This is a genomic window from Halomonas sp. PGE1 (assembly GCF_013000985.1).
Taxonomy (GTDB): domain Bacteria; phylum Pseudomonadota; class Gammaproteobacteria; order Pseudomonadales; family Halomonadaceae; genus Halomonas; species Halomonas alkalicola.
In genome coordinates this window covers 3,596,953-3,614,936 of record NZ_CP053032.1, presented here as the reverse complement: position 1 = coordinate 3,614,936, position 17,984 = coordinate 3,596,953, and the positions used below count along the sequence as shown (strand labels likewise).

The 17,984-nt window shown below is 69.3% G+C and carries 12 protein-coding genes; 5 read left to right on the top strand and 7 right to left on the bottom strand.

Annotated elements, in window-relative coordinates:
• Positions 1 to 50: 50 nt before the first annotated feature.
• From HIR79_RS16905 to HIR79_RS16885, 5 genes are all read right to left on the bottom strand, one after another.
• Complete coding sequence (locus HIR79_RS16905; RefSeq protein WP_169959241.1) at positions 51 to 2,870, bottom strand: bifunctional diguanylate cyclase/phosphodiesterase; 2,820 nt, start codon at positions 2,868 to 2,870, stop codon at positions 51 to 53.
• A gap of 17 nt (positions 2,871 to 2,887) precedes the next feature.
• A complete protein-coding gene (locus HIR79_RS16900) occupies positions 2,888 to 4,105 on the bottom strand; it encodes a putative porin (protein ID WP_211620867.1) in 1,218 nt (405 codons plus the stop codon).
• On the bottom strand, positions 4,074 to 4,517 hold the full coding sequence (locus HIR79_RS16895; protein ID WP_249322199.1) for a hypothetical protein: 444 nt from the start codon (positions 4,515 to 4,517) through the stop codon (positions 4,074 to 4,076). Before HIR79_RS16895 ends, HIR79_RS16900 begins: the two co-directional genes overlap by 32 nt.
• A gap of 340 nt (positions 4,518 to 4,857) precedes the next feature.
• Positions 4,858 to 6,342 (bottom strand): sodium:proton antiporter NhaD, encoded by a 1,485-nt coding sequence (gene nhaD / locus HIR79_RS16890; protein WP_169959240.1) that lies wholly within the window; start codon positions 6,340 to 6,342, stop codon positions 4,858 to 4,860.
• 192 nt (positions 6,343 to 6,534) lie between these two features.
• Positions 6,535 to 9,903: a hypothetical protein gene (locus HIR79_RS16885; protein ID WP_169959239.1), complete on the bottom strand. Its 3,369-nt coding sequence runs from the start codon at positions 9,901 to 9,903 to the stop codon at positions 6,535 to 6,537.
• A 204-nt stretch (positions 9,904 to 10,107) separates the two neighbouring features.
• On the opposite strand from HIR79_RS16885, the gene HIR79_RS16880 reads away from it, so the two are divergent.
• Positions 10,108 to 10,815, top strand: coding sequence for a DUF3581 family protein (locus HIR79_RS16880; protein WP_169959238.1), 708 nt, complete (start codon positions 10,108 to 10,110; stop codon positions 10,813 to 10,815).
• Positions 10,816 to 10,860: 45 nt separating this feature from the next.
• Positions 10,861 to 12,567 carry a formate--tetrahydrofolate ligase gene (locus HIR79_RS16875; RefSeq protein WP_110070713.1) on the top strand — a complete coding sequence of 569 codons (1,707 nt, stop codon included), beginning with the start codon at positions 10,861 to 10,863 and terminating at the stop codon, positions 12,565 to 12,567.
• Positions 12,568 to 12,591: 24 nt separating this feature from the next.
• Here HIR79_RS16875 and HIR79_RS16870 read toward each other — a convergent pair whose 3' ends face one another.
• Together HIR79_RS16870 and HIR79_RS16865 are read right to left on the bottom strand one after the other, a co-directional pair.
• Positions 12,592 to 13,488, bottom strand: coding sequence for a universal stress protein (locus HIR79_RS16870; RefSeq protein ID WP_169959237.1), 897 nt, complete (start codon positions 13,486 to 13,488; stop codon positions 12,592 to 12,594).
• Entirely contained in the window at positions 13,485 to 14,600 is a 1,116-nt protein-coding gene (locus tag HIR79_RS16865; RefSeq protein WP_349304986.1) for an acyltransferase family protein, read from the bottom strand. The genes HIR79_RS16870 and HIR79_RS16865 overlap by 4 nt, the downstream gene beginning before the upstream one ends.
• A 127-nt stretch (positions 14,601 to 14,727) precedes the next feature.
• Here HIR79_RS16865 and HIR79_RS16860 point away from each other — a divergent pair, with 127 nt between their 5' ends.
• From HIR79_RS16860 to HIR79_RS16850, 3 genes are all read left to right on the top strand, one after another.
• Positions 14,728 to 15,606, top strand: coding sequence for an alpha/beta hydrolase (locus HIR79_RS16860; protein ID WP_110070710.1), 879 nt, complete (start codon positions 14,728 to 14,730; stop codon positions 15,604 to 15,606).
• A gap of 70 nt (positions 15,607 to 15,676) precedes the next feature.
• Positions 15,677 to 16,645: a magnesium transporter CorA family protein gene (locus HIR79_RS16855; protein ID WP_169959236.1), complete on the top strand. Its 969-nt coding sequence runs from the start codon at positions 15,677 to 15,679 to the stop codon at positions 16,643 to 16,645.
• A gap of 100 nt (positions 16,646 to 16,745) precedes the next feature.
• Positions 16,746 to 17,978, top strand: coding sequence for a DUF3422 domain-containing protein (locus tag HIR79_RS16850; RefSeq protein WP_169959235.1), 1,233 nt, complete (start codon positions 16,746 to 16,748; stop codon positions 17,976 to 17,978).
• Positions 17,979 to 17,984 lie beyond the last annotated feature (6 nt).

The window sequence follows — 17,984 nt, the reverse complement described above, 5'->3', positions numbered from 1 at the left end:
TGAAGTGCTTGCCACCGTGGAGTATCAAGTCTCTCACCTCAATATATCAGCTATCTTTCATGCGGAAAGGCATCTTCGATGAGAACGGGGCGACCAAGGTGGAAGCCCTGGCCGTAGGCAATGCCATATGAGTTGAGAAGAGGTATCAGTGCTTCCTGGTCGACGAACTCGGCGATGGCCTGCTTGCCGAAGCCCGCCGCGATATCGGCGATGGCCTTGACGATTACACGGCTGTCGGCGTTGACTGTCAGGTTGCGGATAAAGCTGCCGTCGATCTTGATGTAGTCCACCGGGAGCTGGCCGAGATAGTGGAAGCTGCTGAAGCCCACGCCGAAGTCATCCAGGGCCGTGCGGCAGCCGAGGTCCCGGATGCCCTGCAGTACCCCTCGGGCCGTGGAGAAGTCGGTCACGGCGGCGGTCTCGGTGACCTCAAGGATCAGGTACTCGGGATCGGCGCCGCTGGCAGCAATCTCATCGGCCAGGTACTGGTTCAGCCCATCGTCATGCAGGGACTGCCCGGAGAGGTTCACCGCCAGGCTTACCCCCTGCTCCTGTACCCGGCTCAGGGCGCGAAGGCTGTGACGCAGCACCCAGCGGTCCAGGGCGATGATCTGCCCGCTGCGCTCGGCCACCGGGATAAAGGCCGCCGGCGAGATCAGGCCGCCCTGGTCGTCGTGCATGCGCAGCAGCACCTCGTAGTGGCGCACGTCGCGATCCCCCAGGCGCACGATGGGCTGAACCATCAGCTCGAAGGCATCCTCTTCCAGGGCACGGTGAACGCGCTCCTCCCAGTAGACCCTCTCTTGCAGCTCCTCCCGCGCCCCCTGCGCCGTGGCCAGCAGGTGCCAGCGCTGGGTGCCCGAGGCCTTGGCCTTGTACATGGCCATGTCGGCGCTGGCCATCAGGTCGATGGGGTTGTCGGCATGTTCCGGGAAGAGCGCGATACCGGTGCTGGCCGAGACCCGGTGCCGCCGCTCCGCGGCCACAAAGACGGTGCCCTCGAGGATCTGGCTGATCTGCTGGGCGATGCGCACGGCGAGATCGGCATCCGCTTCCCTGAGCAGCAGGGCGAACTCGTCGCCCCCCAGCCGGGCGATGACGCCCCGATGGCCGAGCTCCTCGGTAAGCACCCGGGCCACCTTGCGCAGCAGCTGGTCGCCGGCCTGGTGGCCGCAGAGCTCGTTGACATCCTTGAACTGGTCCAGGTCCATCAGCAGCATGGCCCCGCTCAGCCCATGCTTGAGCGCTGCGCCGACTGCATCCTGGAAATAGCGGCGGTTGTAGAGGCCGGTCAGCGGATCGCGTTCGGCCAGCCAGGTCAGGCGTGCCTCGGCGGCCTTGCGCTCGGTGATATCCAGGCCGACCGAGATCCTCCCGGGCGCGGCCCCGTTACTCCCGGGGAGCGGGGCGTGGTACCAGGCGATGGTGTGCTGCTGGCCATCCGCGGTGACCAGCGGGCGCTCCTCCAGGTGCGGGGCGGCAAGGGGCGGACCGGCGGGCGGCTGGCCCGGCGCGAAGACATCCTCGAACAGCCGATTAAGCAGCGATGCCTCCTCGGTACCCATGACCGTCAGCGCATAGTCGTTGACCAGGCCGATGCGGCCGCTGGTGTCCTGGGTCACGATGAAGACCCGGGCGGTATCCAGCAAGCTGCCGATGAAGTCGCGCTCCCTGGCCAGCTCCTCGACCCGCTCGGCGAGCTGCTCGCCTCGGGCCGAGACCTCTCGTTCCAGGGTCTCGAGCTGGTCGGCCAGTGCCAGGGTGGTGCCCTGCAGCACGTCGATCTCGTCGGCCAGGAGGCGCCGGGGGCGTGGAATGGCGGCCCTGGCCTCGGCGAAGCCCCCACGGGCCAGGGTGGGCAGCACGCTGGCGATCCGCCGCAGCCGGGCCATCGGGCTGAGCAGGATGGCGAGCAGCAGCTCCGCCACCAGCCAGCCGGCAAGGCCCACGGCGACCAGCACCCGGGTGTCATGGGCGATGGCCTTGATCTGGGGGGTGATGTCAGAGGCGAGCAGGAAGTAGCCGACGCTGCGGCGGTCCTCGTCCTCGTCCATGCGCACCGCGCTGAGCTCGATGGTCTGGCCCGAGTGCTCCAGGCGCAGCGGCTGGCGCTCCAGCCCGCGCACCGAGACCTGGGAAGCGGCACTGCGCAGGATCGGCAGGTAGGCCTCCTGGCGCGTCATGGCGATGAGCTGCCCGCGCCAGGCGGGAATCGCCCGCTCCTCGGGCAGCTCCGGGTCAGCCGGGCTTCCCACCACCAGCAGGGCCACGTCGCTCTCGGAGACCTGCTGGGCCTGGCGAGTAACGTCGGCCAGGGAGTGAGAGAGGATCACGGCGCCGGCGCTTTCTCCCTCGACCAGCACTGGTACGGCCGCATACTGCCGGCAGTCGCTGGCGCAGCGCAGGGCGGAGTGGGGCATCTCGTCGCGCAGCACGCGGCGCACCCACTCCTGGACGGGGCGCTCGTTGTGCAACTGACCCTCGCCCCAGGCGGCCTGCTGGTTCGCGTCGATGTCGAAGACGAGGATCTCGTCGATCCCTGCCTCCAGCTGCAGCGTGGGCCACTGGGTCTCCAGCGAGTCGACCAGCAGCGACGGCTGGCCGGCCTGGAGCGCCTCGCCCAGCCCCTGGCCCGAGGCCACCAGCGAGGCCAGCTGGCGCAACCCTTCCTCGGAGCGCTCCAGGGCCAGGCGGATCTCGCGGACCTGGCGCTCACCGTGCTCGGCGCGGCTGGTCTCGAACTGGCGAGTCAGGTTGGTATGCACCAGCCAAGCGAACAGCGCCACCAGCAGCACCAGAAGCAGGCTGCTCAGGGCGATCACTCGCCAGGTGAGGCTGAGGCGGCAGGGCCGGCGGTCGATAGAGGACATGGGAGGCCTCGGGCCGGTCAGAAGCGCAGCGAGAGCTGGAACAGCAACATGTTCCAGCGGCGGCTGGTCTCGGCCGGGTCCGGATTATCCTGCACGGGCAGCCATCCGGTGCCATCGATATGGTGGTACTCGGCAGCGAGCAGGACGCGCGGATTGACGGTCCACTGAAGGCCCAGGGTGTAGTCCTCCGCGAACTGGCTGTGGGCGGGGCCGGCGCCGCTGGCCTCATAGGCAGAGCCAGAGCGATCGTCGCGGTTGCTGATCAGGCTGTCGTAGCGGACCAGCCACTGCCAGTTCTCGTGGAATCGCCGGGTATACTGGACGTACCAGCTCTCGCCGGTCACGTCGAAGTTGAAGGCCGGGTTGTTGAAGTTCTTGAGGCCGGAGTTGCGCCAGGCGTATTCCGCCGTCAGGCTCCACTGCTCCTCGTTGTACTGCAGCGACAAGACCCAGGGTCTGAAATAGAAGTCGCCGTCGCTCAGTCCGGGCATCGACGAGTCGAAGCTGGCGTTGGCATCCGCCTTGCTGATAGCGGCGATAATGCGTCCGCCATCGTGCTCATAGCGAATCTGACCGATTGCCGAGCGTTGAGGATCAAGCGAACCGGGGACTGTGTCCAGGCGAAGGGTGCCTCTCAGGTCATCGCCTGCCTGCGGTACACCGTAGCTCAATTGGCCCCTCAAGGTGCCAGAAGGGATGCGCTCCTCCATGTAGAAGGCGACACCATCCCCGGACAGGGCCAGCGATCGGGTTCTGTCGAAGTAGATGGACTGGGGCAGCAGGATGCTGGGGCGGGTAAAGGCCACATCACGGGTCTGGTTGTAGAAGCCGAAGGGGTTCTTGCTGCGTCCAAGCTGGACCCCCAGGGTGCGCTGCTGGTTGGAGACCATCTGGTAGTCGACGACGCCATAGTCCAGCACCGGCTTGGCGTCGCTGCCATCCCCGCCGGCGCGCCGGCTGAGCACCTGGGCGGCGATCAGCACGTCCTGATGGGGGCGGAAGGAGGCGTTGGCGCCGATCTCGGTGTACTTCAGGCTGCCGCCGCCGCTGCTGCTCGGGCCGAAGAAGTCATTGCGATCGGTGATCACCAGCGCCTGGCTGAGGAAACCGTGCAACTGCAGGGTATCCAGCATGCTGCTGTCTGCCGCAGCCGGAGCGTTGCCGCCCAGCAGCAGGGCGGCCAGCGCCAGTCGGGCACGGCGCTCACTCCACCGAAATGACTTGGACACGATCATCCAGATACTCCCTTTCCAGATAGCCCAGGGCGCCGGGGGTGTTGGCGATGCGGTCGAGCATCTCGGCCTGGGAGAAGACTCGCGTGGGGGCCTGGCCAGTGCCGGAAAACACCATGCGGTCCCAGGCCAGCTGAAGCTGGTGCGGATAGACGGCCAGGCGCTCCTTGACGAAGCGCCCGTGCACGGGGTCATCGTTGTTGAGCACATGAACCCTTACCGCCTGACCATCCGGCCAGGTGCGTTGCCGCATGGCAAAGATGGCGCGGGTGGTGTCGCGGGTCAGGCGGACGGTCCGCACATCGGGGTGGGCCACCAGGACCGGGCTCTCGTCGGCAGCCGCCAAGGAGGGCCAGGACAGCGCCAGCAGGGCCGCCAGCAGGGGGGGCAGCAGGCCAAGCCTCAGCCACGCCACCGGATGGCCCCGTGACGGCTGAACAGGCGACCTGACGCCACCGCTGGAGGTGACAGGATGGAGATAAGCATCTGCGTATCGGTTCCCCGTGAATGATTCGCTGCAGCCTCGGGCTTCGTCTTGCGCGTCGCTCCGGGCGAGGACCTTCTCTCCTGCATACAGATGTGGCCATCTGGTTATGGTGTCGGCAGCCGCCGCCCCTTGCCTCGGCGACTGTGCTGATGCGGCCATCTTTGGATACGCTACATCATTGGAAGGCAATGTAAAGCGAGGATCTCAACGCGTAACGAATTCCGGCGGCAATCGCCGCCGGAGAGTGGGTGAAGTCACCAGGAATCGATCAGTTGAAAACGGTAAAGCTGTGGGCGTTGAGCCAGAGGTGGGTGGCCACGCTGGCGGCGTAGCCGACGGCGATGACCGGCGCCCAGCGCAGGTGGCCCATGAAGGTGTAGTTGCCCCGGGCCTGACCCATCAGGGCAACGCCGGCGGCGGAGCCGATGGAGAGCAGGCTGCCGCCGACGCCGGCGGTCAGGGTGATCAGCAGCCAGTGGCCGTGAGACATCTCGGGCTGCATGGTCAGCACCGCGAACATCACCGGGATGTTGTCCACCACCGCCGAAATCACGCCCAGGGCGATATTGGCCCAGGTGGCGCCCAGGTTCCCGTACAGTGCTTCCGATACCATCGTCAGGTAGCCCATGAAGCCGAGTCCGCCGACGCACATCACCACGCCGTAGAAGAACAGCAGAGTATCCCACTCGGCGCGGGCCACGCGGTTGAAGACGTCGAAGGGCACCACGCTGCCGAGCTGGGCCAGCTTCTTGTCGTCGCCGCGCTGGGTATAGCGGGTGCGCTTCTTTTCCAGCGAGCGCGGCAGGGTGCGGCGCAGGAAATAGCCGAAGAACTGCAGGTAGCCCAGACCGGTCATCATGCCCAGTACCGGCGGCAGGTTCAGCAGGGTGTGACAGGCCACGGCGGTGGCCACGGTGAGCAGGAACAGCGCGATGATGCGCCGGGCACCGCGCTTCAGCCAGACGTCCTCCTGGACGCTGTCGGGCTTGCGGTTCTTGATGGAGGCGCTCATCACTACCGCCGGGATCAGGAAGTTGACCAGCGAGGGCACCAGTAGCTCGAAGAACTCGTAGAATTGCACCATGCCGGCCTGCCACACCATCAGGGTGGTGATGTCGCCGAAGGGGCTGAAGGCGCCCCCGGCGTTGGCCGCCACCACGATATTGATGCAGCAGAGGTTGATGAAGCGCTTGTCGCCCTCGGCGACCTTGGTCACCACGGCGCACATCAGCAGCGCCGTGGTCAGGTTGTCGGCAATGGGGGAGATCAGGAAGGCCAGCACGCCGGTGATCCAGAACAGCTGGCGGTAGCTGAAGCCCTTGCGCACCATCCAGGAGCGCAGCGCGTCGAAGACGCGGCGCTCCTCCATGGCGTTGATGTAGGTCATCGCCACCAGCAGGAAGAGCATCAGCTCGGTGAACTCGAGCAGGGTCTCGCGGAAGGCGTGCTCGGCCTCGTTCGGCATGCCCGACTGCACATAGACCCAGCCGATCAGGGCCCAGATGATGCCGGCGGCGACCAGCACCGGCTTGGACTTGCGCATGTGCAGCTTCTCCTCGCCCATAACGAGGGCATAGGCGAGGACGAAGATGCTCACGGCCAGCACGCCGACCAGGGAGCCGGTCATGTCCAGCTCGCCGGTCACCGCATGGGCGGCGGGGCTGAACAGCAGGGCGAAACAAGCGAATACGAGTAGGCTCGACCACCAGGCAGGGCGCCGGGGCCGTGAGGCGATTCCATCGATTGTGTGCATGGTTGCAGTGTCCCGAGGAAGGGGTTGCGGGGAGGGGGGTAATAAGCGCGCCGATTCTAGCATGTGATGATGCGGTGCAATATGGCGGACGGACCCGTCACAGAGGCGTTTCGCATGCTTTTTTTGCATGCTAACGACCTTCATCAGGACCTTTGTTCATGCAGCCTGTGACGGCGCGCGCAGACCGCCGCATCAGGGTGGCGTCAGGGCCTCCCGGAACGCCTCCGGGGAGGTCTCCTCCAGCTCCTCTTTATCCTGCTCCCCGAACCAGCGGCGCGGCTGCCAGAAGCGCAGCGTTCGTTCGCCCTCCTGGAGGGCGACGCCAACGGCGAGTCGTCCCAGCCTGGCGTAGAGCTGGCCGTCCAGGCGCTCGTCGCGAAAGGCGAGCGCGGCCAGCAGGGCGAGCGGCCCCCCCTCCAGCCGTGCCTCATCCAGGTAGATGCCGTCGGCGGCCATGGTCAGCCGAGCCTCGCCCTGGATATCGCGCACGGTCAGCAGGCGCCCCAGCCAGTCGCGCTCCCGGGCGTCCGCCAGGAACAGCCGCGCCAGCAGGCCGCTGTCGCGCATGGCGAGGCCCAGCCGGGCATCGACCTCCAGCGGTTCCGCCCAGGTAAGACGGCCCTCCTCGAGGGAGAGCCGGGTCCACCAGCCGGCCTCGCCCTGGCCGTCGGCATCCCGGCGGGTGACGTTGTCCAGGCGCAGCAGGGAGCCCGAGGCATCGAACCGCCGCTCGGCCAGGTCGCCCTCGCGCAGGCGTGCCTCGAGTCGCAGGTCGCCCGTCAACCGCTGGCTGGCCAGGCGCAGCTCGGTGCCGAAGGCCTGCAGCACCAGGTCGCCGTGGGCGCCCAGGCCCTCCATCGCCAGCGCCGCCTCCAGGCTGGCGCGCCCGCCCAGCAGCTCCACGCCTGCCGCCTCCGGCAGGTAGGCGTTATAGAGGGCGAGGTCCGGCACTTCGACGATGGGCAGTGCCACCCTGGTGGTGAAGGCGCCGATGTCGAGCCGCTCGGGGTCCGTGGAGAAGTGGGGCGTGGCGGTCTCCAGGGTCAGGTGGCGCCCGGCCAGCCAGGTGCGCTCCTGCTCGGCCTCACGGCGCAGGGCGAAGCGCGGCAGCGAGAGCGTCAGCCGGGCGCCGGGGCTTTCTGCCTCGCCCTCCAGGCGCGCGTCGAGTTCGCCGCGCCCCACCGCCCGGTAGTCGAGGAAGCCCACCGCGAGGTCGTCGGCATCCACCCGCAGGTGGCTCGGCGCCAGCAGCTGCTCGCCTGCCAGGTGCAGATCGGCCGCCAGCCGGCCGCTGCCGCGCAGGATGAGGCCGTGCTCCCGGGGCAGGAAGGCGTCCAGGAACCCCAGGCGGTCGACCATGCCCTCCAGCACCAGCCGACCGCGCCGCGCGCTGGGCTGATCCAGCCGGGTGAATCGTGCCTCCCGGGCCACCAGCACGCTGCCCAGCCGCTGTTCCTCGTCGGCATTGGCGGCCGCGGCGGAGAGCGTCAGCCGGCTGCCGGAGAGGTCGAGCTTGCTGCCGTCCAGGCTGGCTTGGCCCAGGGCCAGCTCGAGGGTCATCTCCCCGGAGACCTCCTCGCCGAGCAGCCGGCCGCTGATTCGGCGACCGCTGAGCCATGCCTCGCCGCGGATGCGCTCCTCCTCGAGTGTCAGGCGGCCCCGGCTGTCGGCCCGGCCGCCGCTGAGTGCGAAGGGGGCGCCTTCGGGAAGATAGGGCGAGAGCACGGCCACGTTCGCCAGGCTGGCGCCCTCCCAGGCGAGCGCGGCCCGCGCGGGCAGCGGCGAGCTGCCTGCCTCCGGCGGGTGGCCCTCGGCCGCCAGGGTCAGGCGGGCGCCCTCCAGCAGGCGCGCGCCATCAGCGTGGCGGATCATCCCGGCCTCCTCCAGGCGCAGGTCCAGGCGCAGCGGCAGGGTGTCGGTGTCGCGCCACTCGGCGACGAGGCGACCGCGGCCCTCGGCGCGGGCGTGGGGCAGGCTCACCCCGAGCGCATCGCTGGCCACCTCCAGCCGGCTGCCGGCATCGATCCGGCCATCCATCAGCCGCGCCCTGGCGCGCACCTCGCCGCCCCCGCTCAGGGCGATGCCGCCTCCGTCGAACAGCCCCGCCAGGAAGGGGTCGAGAAATCCCAGCCGGTCGAGGCGGCCGGACAGGGCCAGCTCGCCGTCCAGCGGCGGCTGCGGCTGGTCGCGCAGGGTGTCCAGCGGCACCCGGGAGGCGAGCCGGGCGGTCTCCAGGGTCAGGTCCAGGCCCAGGGCGTCGGCGCGCTCGTCGCCGGCGACGTCGAGCCGTAGGCGGGTGCCGGAGAGATCCAGTCGTCGCGCCTCCGGGTCGAGGCCAGGCAGCGCCAGGTCGAGGCGCAGGTCGCCCTGCAGCGGCTGCCCCTGAAGGGTCAGGGCGACCCGTTCGCCGGCCAGGGTGAAGGCGCCGGAGAGCTCTCCCGCCCGGTAGTCCAGCCGGCCGTCCAGGGCGGCGCGTCCGCTCTGCAGGGCCACCGGGGCGTGTTCCGGCAGGAAACGCGCCAGGGCGCGAACATCGGGCACCGTGGCCGCCTGCCAGCTCAGCCGCGCCTCGTCAGGCGGTGCCGGTGAGGCGGCCAGGTCCGTGGGCAGCGACGCCTCGAGCTCGAAGCGCTGGCCCGTCAGCAGCGGCGCCGGCTCCTCGCCCTGATGCATCGCCAGCTGCTCCAGGGTCACCGCCAGCCGGCCGGCCGCTGCATCCCCCGAAGCCGTGGCCTCCTCGTCGACGCTGGCCGTCACGCGGCCGGCACCGCTCAGACGATAGGCCTCGCCGGGGACCACCCAGGCCGGTGTGGCGTCATCCTGGCGGCGGCCCGCCAGCAGGGCGGTCTCGTCCAGGGTGACGCCGAGCTCGGCGGCGTCAAGCACCAGGCGGCTGCCGGGGGCAAGCACGCCCCGTTCCAGGGAGAGCGCGCCCTCGAGGCTGCCGCGTCCGGTCAGGCCCAGCCAGCCCAGCTCCGCCAGATAGGGATTGAAGAGGTCCCAGGCGTCGGCGCGGGCCGCCAGGGTGAGGTCGCCGGAGAGGAAGCGCAGCGCGGCCTGGCCGGGATGGGCCGCGGGATCGAAGGGCGCCGCGCTGAGGTCGGCGGCCAGGGCAATCTCCTCGGCCAGGGGCATCCCGTCCCGGGCCAGGGTGGCCTGCTGCAGTGCCAGGGTGAGTCGCCCCACGCCCAGCTCGTCCCGGGCCAGCGCCAGGTCCGACAGGGCGAGCCGGCCCTCGCCGCTCAGCCGGTGACCGTCGACCTCCAGGCGGCGCAGGCCGCTGGCCGACAGCTCGCGAATCGCCAGGCGTCGGGTCAGCAGGGACGCCAGCATGGCCGGCAGGGCGAGCTCAAGGCGGGCGGCATCGACTTCCAGCGCCAGCGGGAGCGCCTCGTCATCGCGCTCGATCACGAGCCGCTCCACGGTGAGGTGCTCCCAGCCGGGGCGCGAGCCCTCCCAGCGGATCGACAGCCCCTCCTGGCCGGAGAGCCTGGCCTGCAGCCAGGGGCTGTCCAGCAGGGCGGGCAGGGTCAGGATCACGCCAGCCAGGGCTAGCGCCACGACGACGGCCGAGCCGCCCAGCCACCGCCAGGGGCCGCTCCGCGGGGGTCGCTCCTGCTGTCTCTTGTCGTCGCCTGGTCTGCCCATTGGCCCATGGTAGCGCCTAACGAGGCTTCGTTGGCGAGGGTTTTATGGCATCATCTGCGCTCCGGCAGCCGCCGGCAGGATCTGGATCGCCAACGACGCAGGGCAGGCACAGCACGCATGTTTCTCGATGAATTTCATTCGCCGGCAGGAGAGCGCGTCTGCATCTCCGCCGAGCAGGCCAGCCGTTTCGCCAAGGGAGTCGCCGGCGACTACAACCCTATCCATAACCCGGATGCGCGCCGTTTCTGCGTGCCGGGTGACCTGCTGTTCGCCCTGGTGCTGGCCCGCTTCGGGCTCTCCCAGCGGATGGATTTTCGCTTCCTGAACATGGTGGGTGACGGCACCCCGCTCTGTTTCCAGGAGGGGGAGGATGGCCTGATCCGCGTCTGCGACGAGAACGGCAAGTGTTACCTCGAGGTCACACGCAGCGGCGAGACGACCCGTGACGAGGCGGTGGTGGAGGCCTTCACCCGCTGCTACGTGGCCTTCTCCGGCAAGAACTTCCCCCACTACCTCAAGCCGCTGATGGAGGAGAAGGGGGTGATGTTCAACCCGCGCCGGCCGCTGGTGATCTACGACAGCATGGGCTTCTCCCTCGAGCGCCTCGACGCCCTGGCGCCGGAGCTGGCGCTGGACCGTTCATCCCTGGAGGTCAACGGCAAGCGCGGCGACTGCCTGCTGGAGTTCCACATCCAGTCCGGCGGTGTCTCCATCGGTACCGGCTCCAAGAAGCTGGTGGTCAGCGGCCTGTGCGACTACGACCCGACCTCCATGGACGAGATCGTCACCGAGTTCTATCGCCTCAAGGCCGCCTACGAGGCCTGACGCACCCGCGAGCGCTGCCGGCAGGGCCGGCCCGGAGGAGTCCCCATGTCTCGACAGCTGGATGATGGCGAGGGCATCTCCGGGCATGCGCCCGAAAGCGACCTGGCCATCGCCCGCCGCGCGCGGCTCGAACCGATCCTGCCGCTGGCCGAGGCCCGCCTTGGCCTCGCCGCCGAGGACCTGGTGCCCTTCGGCCATCATCGCGCCAAGCTCTCCCTCCCGCTGCTGCAGCGGCTGAAGGACCGCCCCCGCGGGCGCCTGGTGCTGGTCTCCGCCATCACCCCGACCCCCGCCGGCGAGGGCAAGACCACCGCCTGCGTCGGGCTGGTGGACGCCCTCTCGCGCCTCGGAATCTCGGCCCTGGCCTGCCTGCGCGAGCCGTCCCTCGGGCCGGTGTTCGGCATGAAGGGCGGTGCCGCCGGTGGCGGGCGCGCCCAGGTGGTGCCCATGGAGGCCATCAACCTGCACTTCAACGGCGACTTCCACGCCGTGACCGCGGCCCACAACCTGCTGGCCGCGCTGCTCGACAACCACCTCTACTGGGGCAATGCCCTGGGCATCGACCCGGCTCGGGTGGTGTGGTCCCGGGTGCTCGACCTCAACGACCGCAGCCTGCGCCGGGTGCGCATTGGCCTGGGGGAGGTGGAGCGCGAGAGCACCTTCGAGATCACCGCCGCCTCCGAGATCATGGCGATCCTCTGCCTGGCCGAGGACCTCGCCGACCTCGAGCGACGCCTGGGCCGCATCGTGGTGGCCTGGCGGCGCGACGACACCCCGGTGACCGCGGCGGACCTGGGCGCGGTCGGCGCCATGTCCGCGCTGCTGCGCGATGCCCTGGCCCCCAACCTGGTGCAGACCCTGGAGCACACCCCGGTGCTGATCCACGGCGGGCCCTTCGCCAACATCGCCCACGGCTGCAGCTCGCTGACGGCCACCCGGGCGGCCCTGGCGCTGGGCGAAGTGGTGGTCACCGAGGCGGGCTTCGGTGCCGACCAGGGGCTGGAGAAGTTCATCGACATCAAGTCGCGCCAGTCCGGCCTCTTTCCGGATGCCGTGGTGATCGTGGTGACCCTGCGTGCCCTGCGCTTCCATGGCGGAGCGAGCCGCGAGGCGATGCATCGTCCCGACCTCGCGGCGCTCATCGCCGGCCTCGACAACCTGGTCCGCCAGGTGGCCGTGGCCCGCGCCTTCGGCCTGGAGCCGGTGGTGGCCCTCAACGCCTTCCCGGACGACAGCGAGGCCGAGCGGGAGAGGCTGGCGGCCTGTTGCGTCGAGCTCGGCGTGGCCCTGGCGCACTGCGACCACTGGGCTCGGGGCGGGGAGGGCGCCCTGGCCCTGGCGCGGCGGGTGCTGGAACGGCTGGAGGAGGGCGGCGGCGAAGCGGCAGCGCTGTATGCCGACGGCACGCCCGTGGAGACGGCCCTGCAGGTCGTGGCCACCCGGCTCTACGGGGCCAGCGGGGTCGAGCTCTCGCCCGAGGCCCGGGCGACGCTGCGCCGCCTCGAAGGGGCCGGCTACGGGCAGCTGCCGGTGTGCATCGCCCGTACCCAGTACAGCTTCTCGGATGACCCGTCCGATGGCGGCCTGGTCAAGGGGCACCGGCTGCGGGTCCGCGAGCTCAGGCTCTCGGCCGGCGCCGGCTTCGTGGTGGCGGTGTGCGGCAGGCTGATGACCCTGCCGGGCCTGCCCCGGGAACCGGCGGCCCTGGGCATCGGCCTGGACGCCGAGGGCAACATCACCGGCCTCGCCTGAGACGCGGCCGGGCAATAGGCGGAATCAGACCACCACGGTGACCGGGCAGGGCGCCAGGTCGATGACCCGGTGGCTCACGCTGCCGAGCAGCGACTCGCGCCACTTGCCCAGCCCGCGCCGGCCCATCACGATCATCGGCCGCTCCGCCAGGTGGTGGCGTGCCCGGGAGACGATCGCCTCGGCGAAGCGCTCCTCGTGGAGCAGCACCTCCTCGATGCCCCCGGGGATCTCCCCCAGGGCCTCCCGCGCCAGGCGAAAGACCCGCCCGGCCTGGCTCTCCCCGTCCTCCTCGAGCCCCCCGGTCTGGCCGCCGGGCTGGCAGAACACCAGCTCCACCGGCACCTCGGCGCTGCGCGCCAGGTCGCCGGCCAGCCCCGCCGCCTGGTTGGCATGGCGCGAGCCATCCACCGGCAGCAGTACCCGGCCGATGCCCGAGGCCTCCTGCATGCTGGCGTCGTCGTGGACGATGGTCACCGGGCAGCGGGCGCGGTGCACCACCTCGTTGCTGACGCTGCCCTGCACGAACTTGCCCACCTCGCTCAAGTGGCGTGCCCCCAGCACCAGCAGGCAGTCGGGCTGGCTGCGCGCATGGGCCACGATGGCCCGGTCCGGGTGGCGGATGAAGGTGCTGTCCTCCAGCACCACCTCCTCCGGGGGCGGTGTCAGGTCGGGCTCGATGGCCGCACGGGCCTTGGCGAAGGCCTCCTCGGCGATCTCGAGGCGCACCGCCCGGTCATGGTCGGCCTCGGCCTGGCGGTTGGCGGGGATATCGCACAGCTCTGCCGGGTTGAGGGGCATCACATGCAGCAGCTGCAGCGGGGCGTCCAGCAGCCGGGCCAGCAGGCTGGCATGGCGGGCCGCCGCGGCGGCCGTGGGTGAACCGTCCACCGGGACGATGATCCGAGAGACCTGCTCACTCATCGACACACTCTCCCTTGATGACTGTCGTTGCCCCCTGAGGCGAGGGGCGGGGCTGGGACTAGATTAGCAGCCTCCGGTGGCCGCCGTCGCCTCAGGCCACCCGCAGCCGCTTGCCGAACAGCAGCCCGCCCCACTGCACGCGGTTGGCGGTCAGGTTCCAGGCGATGGAGCCGGCCATGCCGACCACCGCCAGGGCCAGCACGTAGAGCGCAAGCGGCAGCCGCTGGCCGGGGTCCAGCACGTCCACCAGGTTGAAGAACATCGGGTGGGCCAGGTAGATGCCGAAGGAGAACTCGTTGAGGCGCCGCACCAGTGGGGGGGGCCGGGCGGCCGCGCAGCCGCCCCATGATCCACAGGGTGAAGAGCAGGAAGAACGGCACCACCCACACCTCCTTGGAGGAGTACTCCAGCCAGCCGGGCAGCGAGAGCAGCACCACCAGGCCGATCAGGGCGACCAGCCAGCGCGGGCGGGCCAGCGCCACCAGCCAGGCCGGCCGCGCTTCAGGCGTATCCTGATAGTGCTTCACCAGTACCATGGCCAGGAAGAAGAGGTAGAGCCACCCCAGCGGGGCGATCCAGTGCAGGTAGCCCGGCGGCAGGCTGCTGCGCCACTGCCAGTAGCCCCACCAGGCCATGCCGATCAGGCTGCCGATCAGAAGCCATGGCGTGGCAGGCAGCCAGCGGGCGAGGTCGAAGCGCCCGTAGAGCCAGTAGAAGGCGTAGAACTGGGCGGCGATGATCAGGAAGTAGCCGTGCCAGCCGGCATAGACCAGGTACTCGCGCAGCGTCTCCACGAGGCCCGCCTCGACCCCGTTGGCCTGCAGGCGCAGGAACTCCGCCAGCGAGTAGGCCAGGCCGTAGACCAGGTAGGGCACCATCACGTACTTGACGCGACTGCCCAGGAAGCCCTGGGGGATGTCGCGCCCGTAGCGCATCGAGAAGAGAAAGATCGAGATGAAGATGAAGATCGGGGTGCCGAGCACCGTGGGAATGCGGGCAAGGTCGGTGGCCAGGGTGTCGACGCGCTGATTCAGGTAATCGAGGAGATGGAAGCTGAAGACCGCCAGGCAGCCATAGGCGCGCAGCCAGTAGATTTCCTCGATCCGTTGCATGTCCCGGTTCCCTGTGGGCCTCGAATGGTTGAACGCTGCTTGGGCACTTGCTGTCGGACCGCGACAGGCACCATGAATTCCCTTTCATCCGGGGATTCGCATCAACCCGAGGCGAGGGAGGCCTGACATGACGGCAGCCAGACGCTGCGTATTCACCATCCTGATGTTCCTGCTGCTGGCCGGCCAGGCGCTGGCCAGCCAGGTGACCCACCACCGCTTTCACTCCGAGGCGCTGGGGCGCGACTACCCCTACACCCTCTACCTGCCCGACGGCTACCACGACTCCGGCCTCGACTACCCGGTGATCTACCTGCTGCACGGCTCCTTCGGCAGCGACCGCGACTGGGTGACCCGAGGCGCCCTCAAGGAGATCGCCGATCGCATGATCCGCCAGGGGCGCATCCCGCCGGCGGTGATCGTGATGCCCGGCAGCCAGAGCTGGTGGGTCGACGGCCACAACGAGGCGGCCCGCACCGCCTTCCTGGAGGACCTGCTGCCCCACGTGGAGGAGGTCTGGCGGGTGGTGCCGAAGCGTGAATGGCGCGGCATCGCCGGGCTCTCCGCGGGGGGCTACGGCACCATCAACTTCGTCCTGGAGCGGCCCGAGCTGTTCGTTGCCGCCGCGGCCCTGAGCCCGGCCAGCTACTATCCGCTGCCGCCGGCCAATTCCACGGCTCGGGAGCATGCCGCCTTCCTGACCCCGGACAACCGCTTCGATGCCGATCTCTGGCAGCGGCTCAACTATCCCGCCCACCTGGATAGCTACCTGGCCCAGGACTACGTGGTACCGCTCTACCTGAGTGCCGGCAACCGCGATGTCTTCGATGCCGTGGGCCATGCCCGCCGGCTGCAGGCGGCGCTGGAGGTCCACCAGCCGGGCCAGGTGCCTCTGGAGGTGCTCTCCGGCGGCCATACCTGGCGCGTGTGGCGGGCCAGCCTCGGACCGGCGCTGGCCTTCATGTCCCGCTACCTGCAGCCACCGCTGTCCGGCGAGGCGGTGCGCTGACGCGCCGACGTAATGCTAGAGTGGGGAGCATGTGGGCGGCCTCGCCCGTCGCTGCCAGGGATGACACGCCATGATACGCACGCTGATGGTGGACGCCGAGGGCCGGACCATGGCTGGGGGCGAGGAGCTGATCGCCCGCTGGCGTGAATCACCCGATGCTCGGCTGTGGATCGACATGCAAGGCGAGCCGGTGGCCCGGGAGCGTGAGATGCTCGAGGCCTTCGACTGCCACCCCATGGCCATCGATGACGCCCACCGCGAGCGCCACCCGCCCAAGATCGAGGAGTTCGAGGGCCATACCCTGATCCTCTATCGCGGCATCTCCTCCTTCGACGCCGACCTCCACTACACGCCCCAGCAGATGGCGCTGTTTCTCGGCGAGCGCTTCCTGCTCACCCTGCATCCCGGTCGGGCGCAGAGCATCGACCGCCTGTTCGACCAGGAAGGCACCGTCCTGCTGCAGCGCTCCCCGGAGCATGTTGCGCTCAAGATCATGTACCACTCCGCCGGCTACTACCTGGACAGCCTGCTGGAGTTCGAGAATGCGCTCAGCGACCTGGAGGACGCGCTGACGCTCAACGGCAGCGATACCCTGATGCGCCAGGTGATCGGCTACCGCTCGCGGCTGGTGAAGATGCGGCGGTTGTTCAACTACCACCTGGGTATCACCCAGGAACTGACCGCCTACGACTACTCCCACCTGCCCCGCAACGTCAGCGAGACGCTGCATGCCATCAACGACGTCCACGAGCGCTTCGAACGGCTACTCACCCTGACCCAGATGTACTACGAGATCTGCGGCGACCTGGTGGATGGCCATATCTCGCTCTCCTCGCATCAGCTCAACATCACCATGCGCATTCTCACGGTGATCACCGCCGTCTTCGTGCCGCTGACCTTCATCGCCGGCATCTATGGCATGAACTTCGTGCACATGCCCGAGCTCGAGCACCCCTATGGCTATTTCATGGTGCTGGGCCTGATGATGAGCATCGGCGTGGGGCTGGCGTGGCTGTTCCGCCGCAAGGGATGGTTCTAGCCGCCTTGGACATTCTGGGGGCGAGGCGCCTTGCCGCAGGCGCTTGGCTCCCGCGGCGTGAGGCTCTAGTCTCGGAGGTTCCCCCTTTCGAGCCCCGACCATGCACCCACTTCGCGAAGCGCTGCACGACGAGCTGCACGCCCGACCCTCGATCCATTTCGCCGGACCGGCACACCTGCACCACTACGCCATGCTCGACCAGGCGGGCCAGGCCGAGGCGCTGCTGGCCCGGATCGATTCACTTGCCCACCGTGAGCGCGACCCGGAGGCGGTGCAGGAGATCCTCGAGATCGACGGCATGACCCTCAAGTGGGAGCGCCATACCGAGTTCTTCACCCTCACGCTGATGGTGCCGCGGCAGCCCGACCAGGCGCTGTGGCCGGAGCCGCCGCCGCTGCTGGAGGCGCTGCTGACGCCCCACCGCGAGCAGGTGATCAGCGCCACCCTGATCCTGGTGGAGGCCGCCCACCGCTGGTCCGGCAGCCCCGAGGCCTACGGTTTCCGGGATCCGGCCGGTTCCCGGGTCGCCGACGGCGAGGCCACGGTGTGGAGCGACTTTCGCCTCACACCGGACGGAGTCAATCGCCTGCTGCTGGTCAACCAGTCCCTCGACGGCTTCCGCCTGGGGCGCATGGCCCGCCGCCTGCTGGAGATCGAGACCTACCGCATGATGGCGTCCCTGGCGCTGCCCCTGGCCCGCGAGATGCGCCTGGAGCTGGATGCCAACGAGCGCGAGCTGGATACGCTCTCGGTGCGCAACGCCGAACGGCAGAGCGAGAGCTCGCGACCGCTGCTCGCGGCCATCTCCGAGCTCTCCGCCCGCCTGGAACACGCCAGCGCCCGCTCACGGCTGCGCTTCAGCGCCACCGAGGCCTATGCGCGCATCGTCGATGCCCGCATCGAGGAGCTGCGCGAGAGGAAGGTGGGCGAGCATCCTCGCCTGGGCATCTTCATCCAGCGCCGCTTCCGCCCCCTGGTGCGCTTCTGCGCGGCGATCCACGCCCGCCAGGAGGCCCTGGCCGAGAGCGTGGCGCGCCTCAACGACCTGCTGCGGACCCGCGCCCAGGTGGAGATCGAGGAGCAGAACGCCGAGATGCTCAAGAGCCTCAACGAGCGCACCAGCAGCCAGCTCAAGATCCAGAAGGCGGTGGAGGGGCTGTCGATCATCGTGATCAGCTACTACCTCTTCAGCCTCTTCAAGCTGGGCCTGCAGAGCCTGGATGCGCTGGGCGTGCCCATCGTGCCCCAGGTGGCCGCGGCTATCATCGCCCCGCTGGGGCTGGGCATCCTGGCGGTGCTGTCCTGGCGCATCTGGCGGGTGAAGCAGCATTGAGGTGTC